Origin of the sequence: Tenacibaculum ascidiaceicola, assembly GCF_047470925.1 — a bacterium.
Lineage (GTDB): Bacteria > Bacteroidota > Bacteroidia > Flavobacteriales > Flavobacteriaceae > Polaribacter > Polaribacter discolor.
Genome location: NZ_JAZKJP010000004.1, coordinates 372,297 through 396,857 on the forward strand (window position 1 = coordinate 372,297; position 24,561 = coordinate 396,857).

The window sequence follows — 24,561 nt, forward strand, 5'->3', positions numbered from 1 at the left end:
TTGATTATTTCTTTTTTTATTCTTCTCTTAATGCTTCGATTGGTTTTACTATTGTTGCCATATATGCTGGTATTAAACCTATTAAGGTTCCTAGAATTACTAGGATTGAAAAGGCCAACATTACTATGGGTATATTTACGGTTGGATTTACTAATGTTGGATCGTCTCCACTACCTACTAAACGGTCTAGTAGAAATAAAACAAATCCTCCAAAAATAATTCCTAACATTCCTGCCACTGTGGTTAAGAAAACAGACTCTAATACTATTTGTCTTCTAATACTTCTTGGTGTTGCTCCTAAAGCTCGTCTAATCCCGATTTCTTTAGTACGCTCTTTTACGGTAATTAATAAGATGTTACCAATAGCAAAAACTCCTGCTATTAAGGTTGCAATACCAACAAACCATGTTAAAAACTGCATTCCTGTTAAAAAGCCCATCAGCTTATCTATTTGGTCTCCTAAATTTACACTACCAAATGCTCTTTTATCTTCTGGATGTACCTTATGCAAGTTCTTTAAGGTTAAAAGAATGTCTTTTTCCATCTGTTTGATGTCCACTCCTTCATTTGCCGTAATCATCATCCAATCTACTTTATTTGAAGTGTTGTATACTTTTTGAAAAGTTGTAAACGGAATGTATGCAGTATCTCCATCAATATCTATGGTATTTGAAGGTTTATAAACCCCTATAACCTTATAGTTTACATTGCTAATTTTCACATACTGTCCAATTGGCATTTCTTTTTTATCAAACAGTTGTTTGTACATGTCTTCAGAAATAACACAAACTTTAGAATTGTTTTTTATGTCATTTTGATTGAGAAATCTTCCGTAGATTAAATCTTTCTTTTGTACACGATCTAAAACTGGATAATCTCCACTTATTTGAAAATCTCCTGATTTAAAATCTTTAACAACACTACCATTGGTTTGATTTCTTGGTGCTAATAACTTTATTTCTTTATTATATTCTTTTTGAAGTACCTCAATATCCTTGAATGTTAGGTCAAATCTTCTTCCCTTTTGAAATCCTTTAAAAGGCATATCTGTTCTTTGTGTCCATAAAAAAACACTATTGGTAGCAAAGTCTCCAAAAATTCTTTTAAAGTTGTTTTCCATACCACGAGCAGCTCCTAATAAAACTACTAATATGAAAATTCCCCATAGTACACCTACAATGGTAATACCTGTTCTTAATTTATTTTTACGAATACTTCCGTAAATCTCTTGCCAAGTGTCTGAATCAAATAAAAACTTCATAATTAGTCTGCTCTTAGTGCTACAATTGGTTTAATTTGTGCTGCCTTTTTTGCTGGTAAATACCCTGCAATTAACCCTGATAAGATTAAAATAATGGTAGCTCCTATTACAATTCCTGGACTTACACTTGGATCTTTTATAAAGTATTTTTCTAAACTATCTCCAATAGCACTTAAAATGTAAGTTCCTAAACTTAAACCTAAATATCCTGCTATTGTGGTAATTAAAATAGACTCTTGAATTACCATACCAATAATTGAAGATGGTTTTGCACCTAATGCTTTACGGATTCCGAATTCTTTAGTACGCTCTTTAATAACAAAAATCATAATGTTACTAATACCTATAATTCCTGCAATTAAAGTTCCTGAACCTACAAATATGACAATGAAATACAATGCAAACATAAATTGATTGATCCCTTTGTTTGCTTCCGCCATATTTCTTACAGATAAAGCACTTTGATCATCTGGGTGGATGTCTAATTTTTTACGTAAATCTCTTTCTAATCGATTACCAAATGTAATGGCCTGATCTAAATTTAACTTTGGATCGTACCCTATATTAATCTGACTGATGTAATCATTATTTCCATATAGTTTTTGCGCAGTTGTTACAGGCATATAAGTCAATCGTTCTTCATTATCTCCTCCTTTATCAGAAAATATTCCAACTACTTTATATGAAATTCCATCTACATTGACTCTTTTTCCTAAAGCTGGTCTTTCTCCAAATAAATCTTCCTTAACAAGTCTACCAATCACAATTACTTTAGATTTATTTTTTAAATCTAAATCGTTAATATACCTTCCTTCATCAATAATTGTTTTTTCTAAAAACTGATGATCTGGGTGAACTGCACGTAATTGATAATTATTTTGATTGTTCTTATAAGTAATGTTTACATTCTTGTATATTCTTGCCGTTAAATGTTGAATTTTGTTTTCATATTCGTCTTTAACGTAATCAAAGTCTTTATTTTTTAGCTGAATTCTTCTTCCTGTTTGTAATCCTTTATAAGGTTTTGATGTTTTCCACACTCTTACAAACATAGCATTGGTTGCATCATCTACAAAAGCAGATTTAAACTGATTTTGTAAACCTGATACAATTCCGAATAATAGCGTAAATAGTAAAATAGCGAAAGCAACGGTGAATCCTGATAAAACAGAACGCAGCTTATTTTTACCAATACTTTGAAATATTTCTCTCCAGCGATCTAAATCAAACATAATTAAATTGCTTTTGCTTTATTCGCTACTCCTGTTAGCTCATCACTTATGATAACTCCATCTTTTAAACGAACAACTCTATTAGTTTGAGCTGCTACTTCTTCTTCGTGTGTAATTACAAAAACAGTCATGCCCTCATCGTTGATTTCTTTTAGTAAATCCATTACCGAATCGGTTGTTGTAGAATCTAATGCCCCAGTAGGTTCATCTGCTAATACAACTTTTGGCTTAGTAGCTAAAGCTCTTGCAATTGCTACACGTTGCTTTTGACCTCCTGAAAGCTCATTTGGCAAGTGGTTAGCCCATTCTTTTAATCCTACTTTATCAAGATATTCTAAAGCTATTTCTAATCGCTCTTTTCTAGAAATTCCTTTATAATATAGTGGTAACGCTACATTTTCTAAGGCTGTTTTATAAGAAATTAAGTTAAATGATTGGAAAACGAATCCTAAAAACTTGTTACGTAATACAGCAGCTTTCTTTTCATTTAAATTTTCTATTAACTGTCCGTTTAAGTAATATTTTCCTTCATCATGTGTATCTAATAAACCTACAATATTTAATAAGGTAGATTTTCCAGACCCTGAAGATCCCATAATAGACACAAATTCCCCTTCTTTTATGTGTAAATCTAACCCTTTTAAAACATGAAGTGAGTCTTTTCCTATAGGGTAAGATTTGTGAAGATTTTCTATTCGAATCATAGTGTTAGTTAATTTTTAAATAAAAATAAATACTGATTTTTCTAATCTGCAGTAAATTATTGTTAAATCATTATTTACTTTCTTACAAGACGCTTAATTTTGATTAATGTTACAAGTTAACACTTAAATTTTTACAAAAAACTAAATATGAACAATTTACCTAGCAATAAAAAAGTGATTTTGTTTGATGGTGTGTGTAATTTTTGCAATAATAGTGTGCGAAAAGTTATAAAATATGACACTAAAAATATGTTTCTATTTGCTTCCCTTCAATCTGACATAGGAAAAGAAATCACACAATATCTGGGTATTGATACTTCTAAAGTTGATTCTATTATTTTATATGAACCTAATATTTCTTATGATATTAAATCTTCAGCCGCTTTAAAGATTATGAATGGTTTTGGTGGAGTTTGGAAGTTAACTCAAGTTTTTTGGATTCTACCTGAAGGACTTAGAAATATTGTATACGATTATATTGCTAAAAATCGTTATAAATGGTTTGGTAAAAAAGAAGCGTGCATGGTTCCTTCTAAAGAAATACAAGAAAAATTTTTATAAAAAAAAGCTCACCAAGTGGTGAGCTTATTCATAGCAATATTTCCCTGTTTATTGGGGGGACAACTTAATTAAAATAAATTTTTGAAGCTCCTAAGGCAACTTCTTTAGTATCTTTTTTAGTTTTTGCTGATAAATCGTAAATATCTAATTTACTATTACCCGAAAAGCTAGCATCTAATACAAAAACTTCGTTGTTTCTTACACCTAAACCATAAAGGTATCCTGCATCTGTAGTTAATAATTCAGATGTTGGTAAAGTAGTAGCATTTACATCCGTTTTATAAATGTTATTTCCTAAACTATAATAAATATTATTACCATCTAAAACCATTTGAGAAGGGTGCTCTCCTTCATTGAAAACTAACTCTGAGTCGACTTCATTACTAGCTGTATTTATAAAAGAAATAGCCGCAATAGTTTCATCTCCCGTCCAAGCGGCCTTACCTGCAGATAAAACTACTAACTTACCTGAACTATCTACATATAACTCATCTGGGTTATCTTTAACTGTTATTTCTTTCACTACTGACTTTGTAGCAATATCAATTACAACTACTTTATTATTTGTTCCGAATGCTCCTAAATGAGAAACATATAATTTTCCATTTTTAGCAATAATTCTTTCTGGTCCTAAAGCTACGTCTACTTTTCCTTCTACTTCTAAAGAGTTTAAGTCTACAATTGCAACAAAATCATCATTATCATTATCTGTAGCTCCCCAGTTAGTTACATAACCTTTATTTCCTACTACGGTCATATACCTTGGTTTTGATAAACCTGTTGTAATAACTCCTGCTTTATCAAAAGTATATCTATCTACTACTGTTACAGTGTTTTGGTTATCTGCAACGATATAAGCTCTATCATTATCAAATGCAATAGACTGAACATACTCTCCAAACTCAGCATTATTTACTTTTTTATAAATTGTATTTTCTACAATTGATAAATCATTAGATACAAAAGAAACAGATCCTGAAACAGCTGTAGTACCTTCTCCACTTATCAAAATTCCATTTTCATAATCTCCTTTAGGTAAACTTGAACTTGAATCATCGCTACATGATGTAAAAAGGATACCTCCTAAGAATAGTAATCCTAATAATTTAGTTATTTTCATTTGTTAAAATTTATAATTGATATTTATGTTAAAATTTCTTTGTGGCATTGGTCTCCTTGGCATAACCATATATTTTTCTCCTAATAGATTATTTATTTTGACTCCTAATAATAGCTCATTTTGTTTCTTCTGATATAATTTATATTCTGCTCCTACATTAACTATAAAAAAACTAGGAACAATAAAATCATCAGAATTGTCTTCTGTAGTATACACTTCTCCATTAAAAAGTGACTGAACGAAAAGATTGGCTTTTTTATAGTTTACCGATAAATTACTATTTAATAAATGTTTAGGTACAAAAGTTAAATACTTATCTGTCTCACTATCTTTGGCTAAAGCATAAGAATAATTAGAACTTGCATTAAATTTATATTCTCCTAAATCAATTTTATAACTTAAACTAGCCTCTATACCTTTATTCTGGGTTTCATTTAAATTGATGGGAACCCAAACACCAGGTCTGCTTGAATCACCAGAAGGTGTCCAGACTATCTTATCGTCTGTATTAATCAAATAAGCCCCTACATCAATGTTTAAACCTTTATTTGAGTATCCTAATCCTACCTCACCTTGAATAGATGTTTCTGGAATCAAATTTTCATTTCCTTGTCCTGGCCAAAACAAGTCATTATATGTTGGTACTCTATAATTTTTAGATCCGTTGACTCTTACATACCATTTTGAAATAGGAGTTGCTTTTATCCCTGCAGCATAAACAAACGGAACCTTATAATCTGAATTAAAATCCTTTCTTAACTTAACATTAAAGGAAACATTTTTATGTATCTCTTGTGTATAAACAAGGTACTGAGAAAATTGTTTTCTATTTTTCTCTTTAATTACATCTGTACTACCAAAAGCAGATTCATACTCTGAAAAAGACGAAATCTTTGCTTTAATTCTAGGAAGTTTATAATTCAGGTTGTAAGACGCTATAATTCTTCTAGATTTTCCATAATTAAAATTATCAGAAAACTTATTAGAAAAGTATTGATACTTCTGTGTTAAATATGCTAACTTGACTTCATGTCCTATCCTACCCTTTTCAACACCATACACCAATAAGTTTCTCTGGTTAGAGTCTATATATTTTTCTCTTGCAGATGTTGGATTAGGTAATGTTCCTGAGAAATGACGCTCACCAGAAAAGCTTGTACTATAAAACTTTAATTCAGATTGATTATTGAATTTATATCCAAAACCTAAATTAATTCCATAGTTTTCATAAGCTCCATTAGTATTCCTATACTCTGTATCAAACAATTTAAAATCATTTTCTGAAGAGTTTCTAGAAACTCCTACACCTATACTATACTTTGAATTGGAGATTTTTGACTTAAAAATTGAATTGAATGTATTATAACTTCCCCCTGTAATTACAAATTGATTTTTTACACCAAACCTTTCTGTATAATTTAAAACATCATTTAAATGCACCGTTCCTCCTATGGCTCCTGAACCGTATTCTATACTTCCTCCTCCTTTTCTTACATCAATCGCGTCATTTAGGCTTACTGTTAAAGAATTAAAGCCTGTTTGACCATTGTTTATAGAATTAATGTTTATTCCATTCCATACAACAGCTGTATTGGAAGCACTTGTGCCTCTAAAGCTTACAGAACTTGTTCCTCCTTTTCCGTACTCCTTTAAATAAATTGATGAATTATATCTTATTAAATCAGTAAAAGATTCAATGTTTCGAGTCAACACAGAATCTGAAAGACTAACCACATGTTGACCTATAGAGTTTTCTTTTAATTTTTTTGTAGCATTGATGATTACTTCATCCAATCGATAAGAAATTGTATCGTTTTGCCCTACCAGAACAACCACATAAAAAAAAGAAAAAAATGTAATTACTTTTTTAGCCATATACTACCAAACTTTTATCCCGAAAGTTTTAATTAAATTATAATAATTGGCAGGTCTCCTGGCTTGCGTCTTGTAACATACCTTCCCATTAAAAAACAGTGGTTTGAGTAATTGTTACAAGCTTAATAGCTTACAGTTGCGGGAACAGCTTCGGTTTTGCACCGAATTCCCTTTTAATTTTCTTTAATAGATGATTAAAGAAAAACCAAAAATCACGGCAAATGTATAGTATTCTTATAAATTAGCAACCATCAAATCATGATATTTTGCGAATTTTGTTTTTAAGTTCTCTGGTAGTGTATAATAATCTGGATGAATCATTTTTGCTAAACATTCCACTCCTTCTACTAAAGTACCCGCAGAAGATTGTGTAAACATCGCGAAGTCAGCAATGTATACTTGTTTGTTTTTTACAGCTCTCAAAGACTTCCATTCTTCTCTTTCTTCTAAAAACTTCATGTCTTCTAGTGTTCTATCGATTCCATATCCACAAGGAGCAATAATTAACACCTCCGGGTCATACTTTACAATTTTATCCCAAGAAATAACGATGCTATCTCCTGATGGATGCGACAATAAATCGATTCCACCAGCATATCCTATTTGATGAGGAATCCAGTGTCCGCAATTAAACAACGGATCAATCCACTCTAACAGCATTACACTTTTAGACTGTATTTTATGTTCACGTTGCACATCTACAATGTCATAAATACGTTTTTTTAATCCCTTCACATACGCCTCTCCTACTTCTTCCTGCTTCATAGCTTTTGCAATGGTTAATGCATTATCAAAAACGTCTTCTAAAGAGTTTGGTGTGATAGAAATTAATTCTGGAACTTTGGGTAGTTTATAAGCCGATTTTGCCACAGACTCCGTATCTATTTGACAAACATCACACACATCTTGTGTAAAAACAATATCGGGTGCTATACTTTCTAAAACAGGTTCATCTACATAATACAAGGTTTTTCCTTCTGCCTTTGTTTTTGAAAAAATGGCTGTTATTTCTTTACTCGTTAGCACTTTTCCTTCCAACTTATATCGAACAGCCACTTCTTTTTCTTTTAAAGCCACTTCAGGACACTCAAAAGTAATTCCGTTTAAATAATCTTGTAACCCCATATCATAAATCATTTGAGTTACTGCTGGCATAAAAGAAGATACTGTCATAATTCGTAGTTTTGGTTCAGCAAAAATAAACAGTTCTCTATTTTAATTTGTTTTTTATTAAAAATCTTTCCAATCTTTGTGTCAAAATAAAATGCGATTTCATGATATATTATATCTCAGGAGGTGAACGCTCAGGTAAAAGTAGCTATGCACAAAAACTAGCAGAATCTTTATCTGAAACCCCTATTTACCTAGCAACTTCTCGTATTTGGGATGAAGATTTTCAACAACGAGTTGACAGACATATTTCTGATAGAGATGAACGTTGGACCACTGTTGAAGAAGAAAAATGGTTAAGTAAAGTAATTTCTGAAAAACAAACTGTGGTTATCGATTGTGTTACACTATGGCTAACGAACTTCTTTGTAGACACAAAATATGATATTGAAAAAGCACTAGAAATCGCCCAAGAAGAAATAAACAAATTGGTTGAAATTGACGCCAATATTATCATCATTTCTAATGAAATTGGTATGGGGTTACATGCTAATTCTGAGTCTGGAAGAAAGTTTACACAACTACAAGGTTGGACGAATCAACACATAGCAAAATTGGCTGACAAAGCTACTTTTATGGTATCTGGACTTCCTTTAACTTTAAAATAACACATGACAACAACTATAACTCCTCTATCAAAAGAACTACAAAACGAACTTCAAGAAGAAATTAACTTTAAAACCAAACCTATTGGTGCTTTAGGCGGTTTAGAAAAAATTGCTTTACAAATTGGTTTAATTCAAAATACAACTACTCCTGTACTGTCAAAGCCTACTATTATGGTTTTTGCAGGAGATCATGGAATTGCGACCACAGGAAAAGTGAGTCCATATCCACAAAAGGTTACGCAACAAATGGTGTTTAACTTTTTGCAAGGAGGTGCTGCCATCAATGTTTTTTGTAAACAAAATAATATTCTTTTAAACATTGTAGATGCTGGTGTAAATACTGATTTTGAAGCACATCCTCAACTCACCGATGCTAAAGTAGCTAAAGGAACTCAAGATTATAGTACTACTAAAGCCATGACGCTAGAACACTGTCAAGAAGCTTTGGAAAAAGGGAGAAAATTGGTAAGAAAAGTATATAGTGAAGGTTCCAATATTATTGGTTTTGGCGAAATGGGAATTAGCAATACTTCATCTGGAGCTTTATTAATGAGTTATTTTACCAATACACCTGTTGAAAAATGTGTTGGTAGAGGTACTGGAGTTGATGATAAAGGACTACAAACAAAAATCAACACATTACGTGAGGTTTATAAGTTACATGCCGATTCTATTTCAACACCTATGGAAGCCCTAACTGCTTTTGGCGGATTTGAAATTGTAATGATGTGTGGTGCTATGTTAGAAGCCGCTTCTTTAAAAATGACCTTACTTATTGATGGTTTTATTGTTACTTCTGCCCTATTAGCAGCTCATGCAATGGATTCTAATATTCTAGACTATTGTATTTTCTGTCATAATTCAGGAGAACAAGGTCATCAAAAAATGTTAGAATTTTTAAATGCTGAACCTCTTTTAAATTTAGGCTTACGCTTAGGTGAAGGAACAGGTTGTGCGGTTGCATTTCCTATTATTCAATCGAGTGTAAACTTTTTAAACGAAATGGCGACTTTTAAAAGTGCCAATGTTAGCGAGGCCTAGTTATGATTAAAAGACAAATCCATTATTTTTTAACTGCTGTATTATTTTTCACACGAATTCCGTGTCCTAAATGGGTAAATCATTCTCCTGAAATACTCAATAAGAGCAGTCGTTATTTTTCTTTAGTAGGAATTGTAGTTGGAAGCATTGCAGCACTAGCCTACTTCGCTTCTTCTTATATTTTTCCTACGGATATTGCTATTGTAATCAGCATGATTAGTTCTATTTGGATTACAGGGGCTTTTCATGAAGATGGATTTGCCGATGTATGCGATGGTTTTGGTGGTGGATGGACCAAAGAAAAGATTTTAACCATCATGAAAGATTCCAGACTTGGAACTTTTGGAGTGAGTGGTTTGGTGTTCATTCTAGCTATAAAGTTTTTAACTCTATATCATTTACAAAACCTATCCGTTAATTTAATTCTAGTAATTATCTCAGGACATAGTATAAGCCGATTTATTGCAACTATATTGTTATATACACATGAATATGTAAGAGATATTGACAGCTCTAAAATAAAGCCAACAACCAAACAAATGAGTGGTAAATCGCTACTCATATCAGCTATTTTTGGAATAGTTCCCTTATTTTTCTTTCAAAAGCCAATGATATTTTTGGTGTTGCTCCCATTACTACTTATCTATTTGTATATGGGGCATTTCTTTAAAAAATGGATTGGAGGTCAAACAGGAGATTGTGCGGGTGCTTTGCAACAAGTAGCTGAAATTGTTTTTTATCTAAGTCTACTCGCTTTATGGAAGTTATTTTAGTACGACATACCACACCAGATATTGCCAAAGGAATATGCTATGGTCAAGCTGATATTGGGGTAACAACTACTTTTGAAGAAGAAGTGAGTACTATTCTAAAAAAAGTTCCTGTTAATAGCACTGAAGTAACATATTATAGTAGCCCTTTACTACGTTGTAAACTTTTAGCTGAAAAACTTTCATCTACAATAATTTTTGACGATCGACTGAAAGAACTTGATTTTGGTGATTGGGAGCTTCAAAAATGGAACGATATTGATAAAAAGGAACTCGATATTTGGATGAAAGACTTTGTAAAAACTCCTACTAAAAACGGAGAGTCCTATATCGATTTACACAATAGAACAACCGATTTTTTAACCGAATTAAAAGCCAAAAACCTCCAAAAAGTAGTGCTTGTTACCCATGCGGGTGTAATGAGAAGTCTTTGGGCGTATACAAACAATATTCCTTTGGAAAAATCATTTGAACTTAAACTAAACTACGGGGATACCCTTACTTTCCACTTATAAAAACTTATTACTATGAAACGTTATTTACTTATTTTTTCTTTATTATTCCTGTTTATACAGTGTAAGCAAGAAACTAAAAAAACTACTGAAAAGAAAACCTCACAAAGCACTGTAAAATATGCCAAAGGCTTTGATATCATTTCAGAAAACGGAGCAAAAAAATTAATCATAAAAAAAGCTTTTCAAAGCTCGCACGAATATTTTTCTTACACCCTTTCCAACAAAACCAACCTTTCTAAAAATGAAATTAAAGTTCCTGTAGAAAAAATGGTAATTACCAGTACTACGCATGTTCCGATGTTGGAACTTTTGAATGCTGAAAACACTATTGTTGGTTTTCCGCATACCAAATATGTTTCTTCAAAAAGAACAAGAAATAGAATTGACGAAGGTTTTATTGTTGAATTAGGCTTGGAACAAGACATGAATACTGAAAAGTTGATTGATATTGAGCCTGAATTAGTTGTTGGTTTTGCCCTACATCCAAATACGAAACTATACCAAAACATCAAAAAAACAGGGATTCCTGTAATTTTTAATGGAGATTGGCTAGAAGAAACTCCGTTAGGAAGAGCTGAATGGATTAAGTTTTTCGGGGCTTTATACGGAAAAGAGAAGGAAGCTGATAGCATTTTTACCAACATAGAAACAGAATACTTAAAAGCTAAAGAAATTGCTAAAAACAGCGCTAAACAGCCTTCTATTTTATCTGGAAGTATGTTTAAAGATGTTTGGAATATTCCTGCAGGTGAAAGCTTTATTGCTACATTTTATAACGACGCGAACTTAAACTACTTGTGGAAAGAAACCAAAGGAACGGGTAGCTTACCACTAAGTTTTGAAAGTGTATTGGAAAAAGGACAACATGCTGATTTTTGGTTTAACTGTGGCTTGTATGCTACCAAAGAACAGTTAACTACTGCAAATATTCATTACAAAGAATTTGATGCGTTTACCAATAATAAAATATTTTCTATCGGACATAACAAAGGAGAAACTGGTGGTTTAATTTACTTTGAACTCTCTCCTGTACGACCAGATTTGGTGTTAAAAGATTTAATAAAAATTACGCACCCTAATTTGTTGCCAGAATATGAATTAACTTTTTATAAAGAGGTGGAGTAAACTTAGATTGGTTCTTAACCTTTAAACTAGTAACTTAGCTATCAATAGATATAAGTGTTTATAATTAACTCATGTATCTAATCATGTTCGTATAATAAAAAGAATGAATTGATAGAAGAGTTGAAATATTGGTTTACTGAACATCCTATTCTACTAAGTATCTTTAAATACTTAGTATGGATTATATTGATTTTATCAATTATTGCGTGGGCAAGAAGGCTATTAAAAAAGCGACTACCAGACAATTCTCTAAGATATAAATCGCAAAAAGGAATTGAAATTATCGGTTACTTTTTCGCCATCCTAATTACTATTACATATTTCACGGGTAACATTAAAGATTTTGGTCTTGCCATTGGGCTCCTCACAGCCGGTATAACAATTACTTTACAGGAGCTATTTCTTAGCATTGCTGGTTCATTTTATATTTTCTTTGTACATGTATACAAACCTGGTGATAGAATTGAAATCAATGGAATTAAAGGCGATGTGATTGATATTGATAGTATTTACACAACAATGATGGAAATCGGTCAATGGGTTTCAAGTGATAACTACAGTGGTCGAATAGTCAAGCTAAGTAATGCTTTTGTATTTAAAGGCCCTGTTTATAATTACTCTCAAGATTTCCCCTTTGTGTGGGATGAATTCAATTTACCTATTCGTTACGGCTCTGATATTGAAATGGCAAAGAATATTATAATTTCTGTTGCTCAAGAATATCTATCGGAATATGTTAATGCTTCGATTTCAGATTGGAAAGATGTAGTTGACAAATACTATATAGAAGACGCACAAGTCAATCCAACTCTTGCTATTACTATGACAGACAATTGGATTCAATTTAACTTAAGATATATTGTTGATTATAAAAAAAGAAGACTTACTAAACATATTCTGAATGAAGAGATCGGAAAACGAATTCAGCAAACCAACGGTAAAGTTATTCTAGCTTCTGCAACATTTGAAATTGTCAAAATTCCTACGGTAAACTTGAAAGAAGAGAAAACTACACACAATAAACAATAAACTACTTTTAATACTATTTGTTCAAACCAGCTACAAGCCCTTACCTCACAATCGTTCTAAACGTTAAATTCACGCGTGGTCTGTGGACTTTTTTTGTAGGTGGTAACCGGTGAAGCCAATGAGTTTGGGTTTCATCTTTCATTACCAATAACGAACCATGTTCTAATACTTTATACACCGTTTCTTTGGTCTGTTTGTGTTTAAACCCAAAACGTCTTTCTGCTCCAAAACTTAACGAAGCAATTGCTCCGTTCTTTTTTAAATCTTTTTCACCATCACTATGCCACGCCATTCCTTCAGAACCATCGTGGTATAAATTCAATAAACAAGAATTATACGTTTCACCAGTTTCCTTTTCAACTAACTCTTTTAACGTTAACAATTCTTTCGTAAACGGTAAAGCTGTTTTGGTAATGTTCGAATACGAATATTCAAATGGTTGTTCTGCATACCAAGCTACTTTCCGTTTGGTTATCATGCGTTTTCCAAAAATAATAGCTTCATCATTGCGCCATTCAATAGAGTTTAACAAAACCTCGTAATAATGGTCTGCTTCCACTTTTGGTAAAACAATACCGTAGTAATTTACTGTTCCGTCTTTTGGAAGTAAGTTTTTAGGAACATCATCAAATTGTGAGAATAAATCCATCATTATAAAATTAAAAAACTCCTGTGGATTACAGGAGCTTTAGTACTTTAATTTCTAAACTTATTTCGTGTGATAATATGCTTGAGTTTTTGTTTTAAATCTGTACCAGTATCATACACCATTTGTTCATTTGAAGGAAATTCTACCGATGTTTCATCAAGTAATTCTATAAACGACTTATCCAACGCTCTCCTATCTCCATCATAATCAGCATAAATGTGTTCAAAAACAAACTCACTTTGTATAGGGAATCGTTGTAGTAACTGATTTGTTCTATTGTCAATATATTTTACAACTCCCGTAACTTTACTACTCTTAAATTGTGTAAACTGATAAAACGTACAACGTACTCTTTTAAACTTATCTACTTTTATTTTATTCCCTAAACTATCTTTTACATAGTTTCCGTTATTATCTCGTAAATACTTAAACCCATCTTTTATACGTCTTTCTTTAATAACTTCCTTTTCATGAACTTGTTCAGGAGAAATTATAATATCTCTAAAATCTAACTCTAAATCAAAGTCATATTGAATATTTCTATCCCTTTTAGCATGATACTGTGTCCATAAATCATTTAATCCGTAAGTATCAATCGCTAACAAATCTCTTTCTAATCTTCTAGGAATTATTTGATCTGTTCTATTTCTAACGGAAACATGTACATAATCAATTCCTTTAGCGTGTGCCTCTTCTATTAAGTTTCTTGTATCTCTATAATTAGGGCTAATTTTATCTAAGTGTCTTAACTCATCAAAAGCTCTTCTGTAGTTAATTTTATTTCGGTCTCCTTCATTTAACAGGGCTACACCATTTTCGTATAAATAACCAGCATAGTTTTCTTTTGCTGTAAGAATTCTGTCAGTATAATTAACAAGTTTAAATTTAGCATTTCTACCTGAAGATAAAATTCGTAATGGTAATAATGGCTTTATTCTTTCTTGTCTGTTTTTAAGACGTTGATATAAAGTATAGATTGTTTCAAAGTTTTCAGGATTTTGCTCTTTTTCTAAAAAAGAAATTCTATCTAAATCTCTATCCGTTGCTTTTCTAAAGGCTTCCTGAAGCATCAACACATGCGGCTGATTCTTTTCTTTGGCTTTGTTTTTGGCTAACTTTTCAATAGATAAAGAAATGGCCTTATCATAATTACCCGAATTAAGCGCTTTTTCAGTAGTTTTTACACTACTACAAGATGTTAATACTAGTACTGATAAAATAAGTAGTAAAGTAGTTTTTCTCATAAAGTTTAAGTTTCGCAAGAAAATTCAATTATTGTGCCAAAACTAAGTATTCTTTTTAACTTAAACTTTATGAAATCACACTATTTATTCAAGAAGTTTCGCCATCGCTATTTGAATAATTTTAAGATGCTTTTCTTTATTTGATGGCTTGTTAGTTTTTTGCATTTGTGCCATTTGACGTAACAAGTTTACTCCAACCTGATCAAAGTTATATTGTTTGTACTGAAGTCCTTTAGCTACAATATCGTCTGATAAATTTTGAATAGCCTCTGTATTATTACTTTTTCCAATTTTATCAAATGCTTTTTTATACAATGACTGTATTTTCTTGTTTGGACTTAAGAACATTCCAGACATTACATTACTTGCAATAAAACTTAGCTCTTCATCATCATTTTCTTCTAAGTATATACGAGTTAATGGTGTTGCTATAATTTTCTTTACTGCTAATGGTAAGGTCTTTGATTTTTGTATAGCCAGTTGCTTATCGATATAGTACATTCCTACTAACGACTTTCCTAATACTGAATACGATTTACTTTGTAAACCTTTTTCAAATACTGATTTTAATGCAGGATCTGTTAACTTTCCTAACGTTTCAATTGCAGCTGCTTGTACTAAGGTCTTTTTATCGTTCTGAGCTATTCTCATAATTTGATCAATCACATTCTTTTTTGAATACTTATTGATTAAATTAATATTCTCCAACGCTAAAATTCTGATTTTGTAAAAATCATTATCTAAAGCATCTGCAACTGCATTGAACGCTTTTTTATCATCTTGATGTTTTGCTACTTCTAACAAAGCTTCCCTCTTATGCACGTAGTTTTCAGCATATTTTAGTTGATGAATATAATCACTCAATACTTTATTCTCATTAATATCACACAACAACACTCCATCTGCATTTACTTGAATTAAATCTGGTTGTTTAGTAAAAGGAAAGGTAAATGAAGCATCTCTACCTTCTACAAACACAGTATGACGTGTACGCTTACTTCCTTCAAAAACATCAATAGCAAACGGAAATTTAAATTCTTTCATTTGAGATTGAATAATATTCACCGTTACTGTTTTTCTTAGTTCATTAAAATCATAAGAAATTGACAACTTCGGGTGTCCGTTATTAAAATACCACTGATTGAAAAACCAGTTTAAGTCTTTTCCACTTACTTTTTCAAATGCTAAACGTAATTGATGCGCTTCTCCTGTTCCGTATTTATTATCTGTTAAATAAGTGTTTAATCCTTCATAAAAAGCATCGTCACCTAAATAATTACGTAACATGTGTAAAATAGCCCCTCCTTTGTTATAGCTAACCGCATCAAACATATCTTCTTTATCATCATAATAAAAACGAACTAAATGTTTGTCAAAGTTTTGACCGTTTTTATAACCTTCAATATCTTCAAACAGATGCGCATCTGCCTCATCTTTTCCATATTTATGCTCTAACCATAAATACTCGCTGTAATTAGCAAAACTTTCATTTACGGTTAGGTTACTCCAACTTTCGGCTGTTACCAAATCTCCAAACCAATGATGAAAAGCTTCGTGTGCAATGGTATTTTCTTGTACATTTTCATCAATTAATTGCCCTGGTGTTTGGTAGGCTCTTTCCCCATGAATTACAGCCGTAGTATTCTCCATTGCTCCACTTACATAATCACGTCCTACAATTTGAGCATATTTATTCCACGGGTATTCTATTCCTGTAATCTTTGAAAAGAAAGCCAACATTTCTGGTGTATTACCAAAAATATCTTTTGCATAAGGAGCATATTCCTTCTCTACGTAATAATCTACAGGAATATCTTTGTAGGTATCTTTAATAACCTCATACTCTCCTACCCCCATAAAAAATAAATACGGAGCGTGTTTTTGAGTAAAGTTCCAATAATCGGTACGAGTTCCATTAGCATTGGTAGTTTGCTTCTCTAATTTTCCATTAGACAGTGTTACATACTTTTGTGGAACAGTTATATAAATTTCTTGTGATGTCTTCTGGTTTGGAGCATCAATCGTCGGAAACCAACAACTACTTGCTTCGGTTTCTCCTTGCGTCCAAATTTGGGTTGGCTTACTTTTATCAAATCCTGTTGGATTAATAAAGTACAATCCTTTTGCAGATGTAATAGCAGCGCTTCCTTTTTGTTTAACCTTTTCTGGTCGAGCTGTATACTTAATATATAGTGTAAACTCTTCGTTTCGCTTATATGTACGAGGTAAGTTAATAATTAACTCATAATCATCATAATTATACTCTAGTGGTTGATTATTCATCGTTACTTTATGAATAACCATTGCTTTAGCATCTAACGTTACCTTATCTGTTTCATAAAAATGTGGTGTTAAGGTTACCCACTCTTCTCCGTTCATTTCTTTTTCTTGAAAGTTAAAGTCTACTTTTAACTTCGTATGAACTAAATTATGAACTTTATCTCTTTCAGCTCTATAAACTTTATTTGATTGAGAAAATAGGGTTGCTGTAAAGAAAACAGCGATAAAAACAAGGAGTTTGTTAAATTTCATATGTTTTTGTTTAGAGTTCAAAAATATGAAATTCTATTGGGAGGCTTGTTAATGAGCCGTTAAAAAGAAAAAGCCACCAGATAATCTGATGGCTTCTTTACATTTTCAATACTAATTTTTATTCTGTTTCTTCTGATGAGCGGTGCTTTTCGTCAAAAATCATTTTAAATTGCTTTAAATCTAAATTTCCTGCATCCATCTTAGCTTTTTGCATCATTTGCATAATCTTTCCTACATTCATGTTTTCTCCTAGAACACGAGCAACTCCCACTCCCATTTCTTTACCATAACCAAAAGCTACGATTTCGTCAATAGCATCAGCATCTCCAGAATAGTAGATTGCTGCATTAGCTCCATCTTTTTTGAATTTCATTAATTCTTTATAGCTCGACTTTTTAAAGATAGACTTTAACTTCTCTTTTTCTGCCTCATAACTAGCTTCATCTAAATTCTTATAAGGAACTCCAGTTATGTTTATTTTTTTAATGCTATTGTACGCTTCTTTATCTTGTTCAGAAGCTTTATCCATGCTTAATTGTAATACACTTGCAGGAACATCAAAGGTTATAAAACCTTCTTTTTCTTGACTTTCTACCAAGTAACTTTGTAACGATTCTGTTTTACAAGAAACTGTTACAAACGCTACTAGTAACATTGAGTATATAAATAGTTTTTTCATTATTGTTAGTTTTTGATTAAAAGCAGCGTTAACGAATTAACGCTGCCTTATTTGTTTTTATTTGTTCTTCTTTCCGTCTTTAGAAAAAGTCTCTGCTAATTTTGACATTTTATTGATGTCGATATTACCAGTTAATGAAACTATTACAGATTCTGATGAACCTCCATTAGAGTTTTTGTCTTTTACAAACATTAATACTTCACTTACAAAGTCTTTGTTTTTAGTAGACTTTACATAGATTTTAACACGAGAATCTTTATCTTTTACACGCATTAACTCTATTAAATTACTCTTTTTAATGGCAGATTTTACCATGCTTTCCATTTGGGCAGATACTTTTGCACTTTCAGTTGAAAATACCTTTAATTCTTGTAAGTCTTGAATCATTTTAAAAACTTCCATCGCTTCATTGTCTTCTGATTCTACTTTGAATTTAGATAAAATCTCAAAAGCATCTTTATTTACTACCACAGATGATACCTCATCTAGGTCTTCTAATTTATCGAACATTGATTGTCCGAAACTAACATTAGCTATAAATACGAATGCGAATAATAATATTACTTTTTTCATGATTTTCTTGGTTTATAAGTACTTGGTTTTACTTTCTTAATTAATTTACTGTGTTTATTACTTTGTTTACTGTTTCTTCATAGGTTCCTAATTGTTCAATAGCATCATTTCCTTTTTTTAGGTTGTTTGAAACTGCAAATAATGCATCGTTTCCTTTGTTTAGATTGACCGAAACTAGTTGCAACGCTTCTTTAATTTGTGCAAACTGTTTACGCTGTTGATACTTTTTGTACTCTTCATTACCCATGAAAACACTAAATAGTAAGACTACTGACGCTGCTACTGATAACCATTTCCAGTTCTTCTTAGTTTTCTCAGGTTTTAACTGAATGGTTTTCGTAAAGGTTTCGTCTTTACTTTGTTTAAAATAGCCAAACATCATACTGTATTCTTGCAAATGCGGTGCCACGTTGTTTGAGGTAAAATACTCTTGTAACGTTTGCTCTTCTTGCAATGTTGTTTCTGCGTCTAGGTATTTATCTAATAACTTTTCTATGTTAGCTAACTCCATAGTTGTGTTGTTTTATTAATTCTTGTCTTATTGCTTTTCTAGCTCTTGATAATGCTACTCTTACAGCTGTCGGTTTCATATCGACCATTTTACATATTTCATCAAAATCATATTGTTCAATATCTCTTAATTGTATGATTATTTTTTGCTGCTCTGGTAACTTCTCTATAAGCTGATGTACTCGGTTTACACTGTCGTTATGTTCTACTCTCTTCTCTAAAGGAGTATCTTTCTCTTTATAATTACTATGAACCAATGTTAAATTACTTGCTTGTTTAGACTTTAATCTGTCATAACAGTAATTCTTCGTCATGGTCATTGCAAATGCCTCTACATTTTTATAATTAGAGAGCTTCTCTCTATTTCTCCACAATTTAAAGTACAACTCTTGTGTAGCGTCCTCAGCTTCTTCTGTAGAAACCAACAATCTTTTCGCTAAACGAAAGACTTTGTCTTTAAATGGTAATACAACTTTTAAAAAGTCCGATTGGTTCATGGTTTGGTTAATTAGTTCTGTAAGCCTATTAAAACGTTTGCGTCTTATTTAACAGGTTTACATATCTACGACGACGCAGTTTCAAGTTTGTTACATCAATAATAAAAAAAATAATATTATTCAGTAAATTGCGTTGTTGTTAGAACTAATATACTCTTATGAAATTACTTAAAGTATCCCTTATCGTCTTATTTTCAATAATACTTGTTTCATGTAGTGAAAAAGATGATGCACCAAAAAATATAGAAGTTCAAAATTTTGTTTGGAAAGGTTTAAACGCCTACTACTTATGGCAAGATTTAGTTCCTGATTTAGCAGATAGACGTTTTAGTAACGATAATGAATTGTATAGTTATTTATCGGGCTATGACGACCCCGCTAATTTATTTTACAATTTATTATACATGCCTAATGAATATCCTAAAGATCCTAATAGAACATATTCTTGGATTGTAGACGACTATATTGCTTTAGAAGAAGCTTTTGCTGGTACACGCTTAACAAGTGGTATGAAACTAGAAGGAGCTGACTATGCAAATGGTTCTGGAGCTTATTATATATATGTATATGATGTTGTAACTGGTTCTGATGCCGATGCACAAGGAGTTACTCGTGGTATGATTATTACCGAGATTAACGGAACAACTATAACCAGAGATAATGTAAATGATTTATTAGACAATGATACATTTACTATTCATTTAGCTGATTATAATGGCGGAAATCCAGTTAGTAACGGAACAACTATTACAGTTACGAAATCTCAAGTAACAGAAAATCCTGTAAAAGTTACTAATGTAATTACTAATGGTAGCCATACCATAGGGTATTTAATGTATAATCAATTCTCTAGAAATTTTGATGGAGAGTTAAATGCTGCCTTTGCTCAGTTTCAATCAGCTGGTCTTACCGACTTAATCATCGATTTACGTTATAACGGTGGTGGATCTGTACAAACTGCAACTTATTTAGGAAGTATGATTACAGGACAATTCCCTGGCGATTTGTTTGCTAAACAAGTATGGAACCATAAAGTGATGGAAGTAACAAATCCTGATTTATTGATTAATAACTTTACAGATCAAATTTTAAATAAAGACCAACAAGGAAATGTGGTGTTAGATGAAGCTATTAATAGCTTAAACCTAACCACTATATATTTTATAGTATCTGGTGATTCTGCCTCTGCTTCTGAACTGGTTATCAACTCGCTTAAACCTTATATTGATGTAAAGCTAGTAGGAACACAAACGTACGGAAAACATGTAGGTTCTATAACTTTATACGATTCTGATGATTATACCCGTAATGGTGACAACTTAAAGAGTCATACTTGGGCAATGCAACCTATTGTATTAGAAATTCAAAATGTTGATGGTGAAAACGCTCCTGAAGGATTTACACCTGAAGTTATTATAGACGAAGACCCGGGTAATTTAGGCGTTTTAGGAGATCCTAACGAGCCTTTATTACAAAGAACTATTCAATACATTACTACGGGTGCAAAAGGAGTACCTACCATGAAAAAAGGAGTTCAATTCTCTCCATCATGGAATTCAAACATGATGCGCCCTGATTATAACAATATGTATGTGGAGTTGAAATAGAGAACTAAACGATATAAAATAAAATCCAGCTGAGTAAGCTGGATTTTATTTATTACAACAAACTCATTTGTTGGTTATTCTCTTCATTAGGAATCTTTAAATTAATTCCTAATTCTTTATTCAACTTTTTTATAAAATAGGCTGCCAACAAAGGAGATTCTACCTCCAAATTTTGATGGATAAAAAAGTTAATATTCTGTAATCCTAAATCATTCCACTCCTTTAATCTCTCTACCCAATCATCCAAACGCGCATAATCAGACGGGTGATTTGCTCCAACATAACGAACAAAAGCTTCGTTGTTCGTTAAGCGCATATGCATCATATCTCTTCTACCTGCTGTATCAACTAATACATTGGCTATGTTATGTTCTTCAAACAACTGTGTAAACTCATCAAATACCGTTGTATCTTCAAACCAATCTGGGTGACGAACTTCAATAGCTAATGGTATACCTTTAGGCCAGCTCACTACAAAATTTTGTAATCTGTCAAAGTTTTTATTTCCAAAATTAGCGTGTAACTGTAAAAAGATAGTCCCTAACTTTTCTTGTAAATGCGAGGCATTATCTAAATAAACATTTACCGCATCTTGTACACCCTGTAAACGCTTCCAGTGGCTTATCTCCTGCCCTAGTTTAGGAAAGAATTTAAAGTTTTTAGGAGTTTTAGCTTTCCACTTTTCAAACTGTTCTGCAGGAAACTGTCGGTAAAAAGTAGCATTGAGCTCTATTGAGTTAAACTGCTTTGAATAATATTCCAATTCATCTTTAGTACCTCTTGGATAAAACCCTTTTAAATCAGCTTTATTCCATTTTGCACAACCCACATACACCTTAGGTGTACCACTTTTTTCAAAGGTGCTTAATAGCTCTATTGTTTTAGGGTGTGTTTCTGGTAATGTAAAATCTATTAACTCTGGGTGTTCTACTTTTCCAAACTTCATACTTCACTATTTTCAATTCCTTCCTCAATTTCCTGATTATCTACCATCTCTGGTCTAAACTCTGTCATTCTATCATCATTCAGCTTTTTCGCATATTTATGCCCCGATTTCCACCACTGCTTCATTTTTTCTTTATCAAAAACTAACGAATTAGTTGTTAATATTGTTGGTGTATAGTATAAATTCAGCTTTACATTATGTTGTTTGGCAGATAGCTTTCCAATAGTAATATTATGTCTCTCTACATTTTCCAACATAAAATCAAACGTATCCATCATTAATGAAAAAGGGTTTTTAGCAGGTAGTCGATTCATTTGTGTTACTTCTGTAGCTAAAATAATTGCATCAACCTCTGTAGCCCCTCTTGCTATAGCTTCACGAATAGGTATTAAACTTCCAAAACCACCATCAGCATACTGACAATGATCTTTTTCTAACAAACTCATAAAAGGCACGTAATTACACGACCCCCAAATCCAATCGCAAAAATCTTCATATTCACATTCTAAGATAGACTTGTACTCAATTTGATTAGCTGTTAAGTTAGATACCGTTACTACAACCTCTTTATTCAGCCTTCTAATTTCATCGTACATCTCTTTAGTAACACTCTTAGTTATAAGCTTTCGTAAGTTCTTACTCTCACCAAAAGTTTTACGACCATTTAAAAAGTTCCAAAAAGTATTTCTATGTCGTATAGAAACCACTTTTTCTCCATGTACCGATTTTATTTTAAAGGGACTGTTACTAAAAATAGCCTTTTGATCTACCGATGTATATACTTCTTTAAGTTCATCAACCATACCCAAAGCCAAATGAGAAACCATTAAACTACCTGTTGATGTTCCTAAAAGCATATCGTAATCTTTATTTTTATGATTCATTAGGTATTGTGCAACACCGCCTGCAAAGGCTCCTTTACTTCCCCCTCCTGAAATTACTAAGGCTTTTTTCATTGATTTAAGTTTGGTTTTCCTATTTTTAGTTCTGTAAAAATATCAAAAAAATAGAACCAACATATTTAAAGTAAACTTTCTCTACATGTTTAATGATTATTTTAAATTCCTTAGGTTCACTTTTCCAATTAAAACAACTAAAACAAACACATGAAACGATTAGCATTCCTTTTTTTACTCTCTTTTACAATACTATCTTGTAAACAAGAAAAGAAAGCTCCTAGAACCTTTGATACTATTAAAATTACCGAATTTAAACAAGACAGCACCAGTATTAGAGCCATACTAGCTATTAGTAATGATGAATTGATTTTTGCAGGCTCTAATGGAGATATTACAACAACAAAAGATGGTGGTAGAACATGGCAAACACAAACTTTAAAGTATAATGATACTATTATACCACACTTTAGAAGCATTGCCAAAAATGGTGAAAATATATTTGCCTTATCGGTAGCAAACCCAGCCTTATTATATAAAGGAAGTGAAAATAAGTATGAATTAGTATATACTGAAGAACACGAAAAGGTTTTTTACGACTGCATGAAGTTCTTTGCTGATGGAAAGCATGGTATTGCCGTTGGTGACCCTACAGAAGATTGTCCGTCTGTTATTCTTACCTCAGACGGAGGAAACACTTGGACAAAACTACCTTGCTCTCAACTACCTGCTTTTGAAGAAGGAGAAGCCTTCTTTGCTGCTAGTAATACCAATATTGCTATTGTAAACAATACTGTATGGATCGGTTCTGGAGGAGCCAAAGCACGTATTTTAAAATCTACTGACTTTGGAAACACTTGGGAGATTTTTGATACATCAATTGTACAGGGTGACGGACCACAAGGAATTTACTCTATTGATTTTTATGATGAAAACCATGGAATTGCTATTGGAGGAAACTATTCGAAGCCAGAAGACAATAACGCTAATAAAGCAATTACTACCGATGGTGGTAAAACATGGACCCTTGTGGCTAATAATATGAATCCTAATTACAAAAGCTGCGTACAGTACGTACCTAACACAAACGGAAAAGAAGTTTTTGCTGTTGGAAAAACTGGTGTTTCATTTTCTAACGATGGTGGACATACTTGGAAACAAATAAGTAAGGAAAGCTACTATGCTATTCAGTTTATTGATAGCAACACAGCTTGGTTATCTGGTCATGAAAAGATTGGAAAGCTAGTTCTTAACTAAACTATCTTAGGGCAAATAAACAAAGAACTATAAGAAAACCCATTTTAAGTCTATTAGGTAAGCCTTGGTGGATTAAATCCTTGGCTATCACCCTGTGATTAATTCTTAATGTTTTGTTAAAAGGAATTATTTTCCTTTTTAACTCTATATTTTTATAAGC

At 32.0% G+C, this 24,561-nt stretch carries 24 protein-coding genes and 1 riboswitch; of the genes, 9 read left to right on the forward strand and 15 right to left on the reverse strand.

From position 1 onward, the window contains the following. Nucleotides 1-16: 16 nt before the first annotated feature. Genes VBY68_RS03645 through VBY68_RS03655 form a run of 3 tightly spaced genes read right to left on the reverse strand, consistent with a single transcriptional unit; the run spans nucleotide 17 to nucleotide 3,197 of the window. Nucleotides 17-1,261: an ABC transporter permease gene (locus tag VBY68_RS03645; protein ID WP_273695101.1), complete on the reverse strand. Its 1,245-nt coding sequence runs from the start codon at nucleotides 1,259-1,261 to the stop codon at nucleotides 17-19. A 2-nt stretch (nucleotides 1,262-1,263) separates the two neighbouring features. Next, the gene (locus tag VBY68_RS03650) at nucleotides 1,264-2,493 is read right to left on the reverse strand and encodes an ABC transporter permease (protein WP_099214296.1); all 1,230 of its coding nucleotides are present in this window, start codon (nucleotides 2,491-2,493) and stop codon (nucleotides 1,264-1,266) included. 2 nt (nucleotides 2,494-2,495) lie between these two features. Then, entirely contained in the window at nucleotides 2,496-3,197 is a 702-nt protein-coding gene (locus tag VBY68_RS03655; RefSeq protein ID WP_099214295.1) for an ABC transporter ATP-binding protein, read from the reverse strand. 147 nt (nucleotides 3,198-3,344) lie between these two features. Here VBY68_RS03655 and VBY68_RS03660 point away from each other — a divergent pair, with 147 nt between their 5' ends. Beyond that, nucleotides 3,345-3,758, forward strand: a complete 414-nt coding sequence (locus VBY68_RS03660; protein WP_273695100.1) for a thiol-disulfide oxidoreductase DCC family protein — start codon at nucleotides 3,345-3,347, stop codon at nucleotides 3,756-3,758. A 64-nt stretch (nucleotides 3,759-3,822) separates the two neighbouring features. On the opposite strand, the gene VBY68_RS03665 is transcribed toward VBY68_RS03660, so the two are convergent. From VBY68_RS03665 to VBY68_RS03675, 3 genes are all read right to left on the reverse strand, one after another. Beyond that, complete coding sequence (locus tag VBY68_RS03665) at nucleotides 3,823-4,878, reverse strand: YncE family protein (protein WP_415268903.1); 1,056 nt, start codon at nucleotides 4,876-4,878, stop codon at nucleotides 3,823-3,825. Nucleotides 4,879-4,881: 3 nt separating this feature from the next. Then, complete coding sequence (locus VBY68_RS03670) at nucleotides 4,882-6,753, reverse strand: TonB-dependent receptor domain-containing protein (RefSeq protein WP_415268904.1); 1,872 nt, start codon at nucleotides 6,751-6,753, stop codon at nucleotides 4,882-4,884. A 31-nt stretch (nucleotides 6,754-6,784) separates the two neighbouring features. Then, a riboswitch (cobalamin riboswitch) is annotated at nucleotides 6,785-6,978 on the reverse strand. Nucleotides 6,979-6,987: 9 nt separating this feature from the next. Next, nucleotides 6,988-7,926: an ABC transporter substrate-binding protein gene (locus tag VBY68_RS03675; RefSeq protein WP_415268905.1), complete on the reverse strand. Its 939-nt coding sequence runs from the start codon at nucleotides 7,924-7,926 to the stop codon at nucleotides 6,988-6,990. A gap of 101 nt (nucleotides 7,927-8,027) precedes the next feature. On the opposite strand from VBY68_RS03675, the gene VBY68_RS03680 reads away from it, so the two are divergent. The 6 genes from VBY68_RS03680 to VBY68_RS03705 all read left to right on the forward strand — a co-directional run bounded on the left by VBY68_RS03680 (nucleotide 8,028) and on the right by VBY68_RS03705 (nucleotide 13,011). Beyond that, nucleotides 8,028-8,531, forward strand: a complete 504-nt coding sequence (locus VBY68_RS03680; RefSeq protein WP_415268906.1) for a bifunctional adenosylcobinamide kinase/adenosylcobinamide-phosphate guanylyltransferase — start codon at nucleotides 8,028-8,030, stop codon at nucleotides 8,529-8,531. Nucleotides 8,532-8,534: 3 nt separating this feature from the next. Next, complete coding sequence (gene cobT, locus VBY68_RS03685) at nucleotides 8,535-9,572, forward strand: nicotinate-nucleotide--dimethylbenzimidazole phosphoribosyltransferase (RefSeq protein WP_415268907.1); 1,038 nt, start codon at nucleotides 8,535-8,537, stop codon at nucleotides 9,570-9,572. A gap of 2 nt (nucleotides 9,573-9,574) precedes the next feature. Next, nucleotides 9,575-10,345: an adenosylcobinamide-GDP ribazoletransferase gene (locus tag VBY68_RS03690; protein ID WP_415268908.1), complete on the forward strand. Its 771-nt coding sequence runs from the start codon at nucleotides 9,575-9,577 to the stop codon at nucleotides 10,343-10,345. After that, nucleotides 10,330-10,857: an alpha-ribazole phosphatase gene (gene cobC, locus VBY68_RS03695; RefSeq protein ID WP_415268909.1), complete on the forward strand. Its 528-nt coding sequence runs from the start codon at nucleotides 10,330-10,332 to the stop codon at nucleotides 10,855-10,857. The genes VBY68_RS03690 and cobC overlap by 16 nt, the downstream gene beginning before the upstream one ends. 12 nt (nucleotides 10,858-10,869) lie before the next feature. Next, nucleotides 10,870-11,982 carry an ABC transporter substrate-binding protein gene (locus VBY68_RS03700; protein ID WP_415268910.1) on the forward strand — a complete coding sequence of 371 codons (1,113 nt, stop codon included), beginning with the start codon at nucleotides 10,870-10,872 and terminating at the stop codon, nucleotides 11,980-11,982. Nucleotides 11,983-12,093: 111 nt separating this feature from the next. Further along, on the forward strand, nucleotides 12,094-13,011 hold the full coding sequence (locus VBY68_RS03705) for a mechanosensitive ion channel family protein (RefSeq protein ID WP_415269010.1): 918 nt from the start codon (nucleotides 12,094-12,096) through the stop codon (nucleotides 13,009-13,011). 40 nt (nucleotides 13,012-13,051) lie between these two features. On the opposite strand, the gene VBY68_RS03710 is transcribed toward VBY68_RS03705, so the two are convergent. The 7 genes from VBY68_RS03710 to VBY68_RS03740 all read right to left on the reverse strand — a co-directional run bounded on the left by VBY68_RS03710 (nucleotide 13,052) and on the right by VBY68_RS03740 (nucleotide 19,695). Continuing rightward, a complete protein-coding gene (locus VBY68_RS03710; RefSeq protein ID WP_415268911.1) occupies nucleotides 13,052-13,660 on the reverse strand; it encodes an alpha-ketoglutarate-dependent dioxygenase AlkB family protein in 609 nt (202 codons plus the stop codon). Nucleotides 13,661-13,707: 47 nt separating this feature from the next. After that, nucleotides 13,708-14,904, reverse strand: a complete 1,197-nt coding sequence (locus tag VBY68_RS03715) for a hypothetical protein (protein ID WP_415268912.1) — start codon at nucleotides 14,902-14,904, stop codon at nucleotides 13,708-13,710. An 84-nt stretch (nucleotides 14,905-14,988) separates the two neighbouring features. Further along, the gene (locus tag VBY68_RS03720; protein WP_415268913.1) at nucleotides 14,989-17,436 is read right to left on the reverse strand and encodes a M1 family aminopeptidase; all 2,448 of its coding nucleotides are present in this window, start codon (nucleotides 17,434-17,436) and stop codon (nucleotides 14,989-14,991) included. 118 nt (nucleotides 17,437-17,554) lie between these two features. Further along, nucleotides 17,555-18,115, reverse strand: coding sequence for a DUF4252 domain-containing protein (locus tag VBY68_RS03725; RefSeq protein WP_099214279.1), 561 nt, complete (start codon nucleotides 18,113-18,115; stop codon nucleotides 17,555-17,557). 57 nt (nucleotides 18,116-18,172) lie between these two features. Beyond that, entirely contained in the window at nucleotides 18,173-18,688 is a 516-nt protein-coding gene (locus VBY68_RS03730) for a DUF4252 domain-containing protein (protein ID WP_099214278.1), read from the reverse strand. 40 nt (nucleotides 18,689-18,728) lie between these two features. After that, nucleotides 18,729-19,199, reverse strand: a complete 471-nt coding sequence (locus VBY68_RS03735) for a hypothetical protein (protein WP_099214277.1) — start codon at nucleotides 19,197-19,199, stop codon at nucleotides 18,729-18,731. Further along, entirely contained in the window at nucleotides 19,186-19,695 is a 510-nt protein-coding gene (locus VBY68_RS03740) for an RNA polymerase sigma factor (protein ID WP_099214276.1), read from the reverse strand. The genes VBY68_RS03735 and VBY68_RS03740 overlap by 14 nt, the downstream gene beginning before the upstream one ends. Nucleotides 19,696-19,853: 158 nt before the next feature. Between VBY68_RS03740 and VBY68_RS03745 the strand changes: the two genes are divergently transcribed. After that, the gene (locus VBY68_RS03745) at nucleotides 19,854-21,302 is read left to right on the forward strand and encodes a S41 family peptidase (protein WP_415268914.1); all 1,449 of its coding nucleotides are present in this window, start codon (nucleotides 19,854-19,856) and stop codon (nucleotides 21,300-21,302) included. Between the two features lie 52 nt (nucleotides 21,303-21,354). Here VBY68_RS03745 and VBY68_RS03750 read toward each other — a convergent pair whose 3' ends face one another. Together VBY68_RS03750 and VBY68_RS03755 are read right to left on the reverse strand one after the other, a co-directional pair. After that, on the reverse strand, nucleotides 21,355-22,248 hold the full coding sequence (locus tag VBY68_RS03750; protein ID WP_415268915.1) for a DUF72 domain-containing protein: 894 nt from the start codon (nucleotides 22,246-22,248) through the stop codon (nucleotides 21,355-21,357). Further along, a complete protein-coding gene (locus VBY68_RS03755; protein WP_099214273.1) occupies nucleotides 22,245-23,204 on the reverse strand; it encodes a patatin-like phospholipase family protein in 960 nt (319 codons plus the stop codon). Before VBY68_RS03755 ends, VBY68_RS03750 begins: the two co-directional genes overlap by 4 nt. A 150-nt stretch (nucleotides 23,205-23,354) precedes the next feature. On the opposite strand from VBY68_RS03755, the gene VBY68_RS03760 reads away from it, so the two are divergent. Further along, a complete protein-coding gene (locus VBY68_RS03760; protein ID WP_415268916.1) occupies nucleotides 23,355-24,401 on the forward strand; it encodes a WD40/YVTN/BNR-like repeat-containing protein in 1,047 nt (348 codons plus the stop codon). The last annotated feature ends 160 nt before the right edge of the window (nucleotides 24,402-24,561 follow it).

Excerpts from the sequence above, each read along its gene's own strand:
- VBY68_RS03645 (WP_273695101.1), bottom strand. The coding sequence starts at position 1,261 with ATGAAGTTTTTATTTGATTCAGACACTTGGCAAGAGATTTACGGAAGT.
- VBY68_RS03650 (WP_099214296.1), bottom strand. The coding sequence starts at position 2,493 with ATGTTTGATTTAGATCGCTGGAGAGAAATATTTCAAAGTATTGGTAAA.
- VBY68_RS03655 (WP_099214295.1), bottom strand. The coding sequence starts at position 3,197 with ATGATTCGAATAGAAAATCTTCACAAATCTTACCCTATAGGAAAAGAC.
- VBY68_RS03660 (WP_273695100.1), top strand. The coding sequence starts at position 3,345 with ATGAACAATTTACCTAGCAATAAAAAAGTGATTTTGTTTGATGGTGTG.
- VBY68_RS03665 (WP_415268903.1), bottom strand. The coding sequence starts at position 4,878 with ATGAAAATAACTAAATTATTAGGATTACTATTCTTAGGAGGTATCCTT.
- VBY68_RS03670 (WP_415268904.1), bottom strand. The coding sequence starts at position 6,753 with ATGGCTAAAAAAGTAATTACATTTTTTTCTTTTTTTTATGTGGTTGTT.
- VBY68_RS03675 (WP_415268905.1), bottom strand. The coding sequence starts at position 7,926 with ATGACAGTATCTTCTTTTATGCCAGCAGTAACTCAAATGATTTATGAT.
- VBY68_RS03680 (WP_415268906.1), top strand. The coding sequence starts at position 8,028 with ATGATATATTATATCTCAGGAGGTGAACGCTCAGGTAAAAGTAGCTAT.
- cobT (WP_415268907.1), top strand. The coding sequence starts at position 8,535 with ATGACAACAACTATAACTCCTCTATCAAAAGAACTACAAAACGAACTT.
- VBY68_RS03690 (WP_415268908.1), top strand. The coding sequence starts at position 9,575 with ATGATTAAAAGACAAATCCATTATTTTTTAACTGCTGTATTATTTTTC.
- cobC (WP_415268909.1), top strand. The coding sequence starts at position 10,330 with ATGGAAGTTATTTTAGTACGACATACCACACCAGATATTGCCAAAGGA.
- VBY68_RS03700 (WP_415268910.1), top strand. The coding sequence starts at position 10,870 with ATGAAACGTTATTTACTTATTTTTTCTTTATTATTCCTGTTTATACAG.
- VBY68_RS03710 (WP_415268911.1), bottom strand. The coding sequence starts at position 13,660 with ATGGATTTATTCTCACAATTTGATGATGTTCCTAAAAACTTACTTCCA.
- VBY68_RS03715 (WP_415268912.1), bottom strand. The coding sequence starts at position 14,904 with ATGAGAAAAACTACTTTACTACTTATTTTATCAGTACTAGTATTAACA.
- VBY68_RS03720 (WP_415268913.1), bottom strand. The coding sequence starts at position 17,436 with ATGAAATTTAACAAACTCCTTGTTTTTATCGCTGTTTTCTTTACAGCA.
- VBY68_RS03725 (WP_099214279.1), bottom strand. The coding sequence starts at position 18,115 with ATGAAAAAACTATTTATATACTCAATGTTACTAGTAGCGTTTGTAACA.
- VBY68_RS03730 (WP_099214278.1), bottom strand. The coding sequence starts at position 18,688 with ATGAAAAAAGTAATATTATTATTCGCATTCGTATTTATAGCTAATGTT.
- VBY68_RS03735 (WP_099214277.1), bottom strand. The coding sequence starts at position 19,199 with ATGGAGTTAGCTAACATAGAAAAGTTATTAGATAAATACCTAGACGCA.
- VBY68_RS03740 (WP_099214276.1), bottom strand. The coding sequence starts at position 19,695 with ATGAACCAATCGGACTTTTTAAAAGTTGTATTACCATTTAAAGACAAA.
- VBY68_RS03745 (WP_415268914.1), top strand. The coding sequence starts at position 19,854 with ATGAAATTACTTAAAGTATCCCTTATCGTCTTATTTTCAATAATACTT.
- VBY68_RS03750 (WP_415268915.1), bottom strand. The coding sequence starts at position 22,248 with ATGAAGTTTGGAAAAGTAGAACACCCAGAGTTAATAGATTTTACATTA.
- VBY68_RS03755 (WP_099214273.1), bottom strand. The coding sequence starts at position 23,204 with ATGAAAAAAGCCTTAGTAATTTCAGGAGGGGGAAGTAAAGGAGCCTTT.
- VBY68_RS03760 (WP_415268916.1), top strand. The coding sequence starts at position 23,355 with ATGAAACGATTAGCATTCCTTTTTTTACTCTCTTTTACAATACTATCT.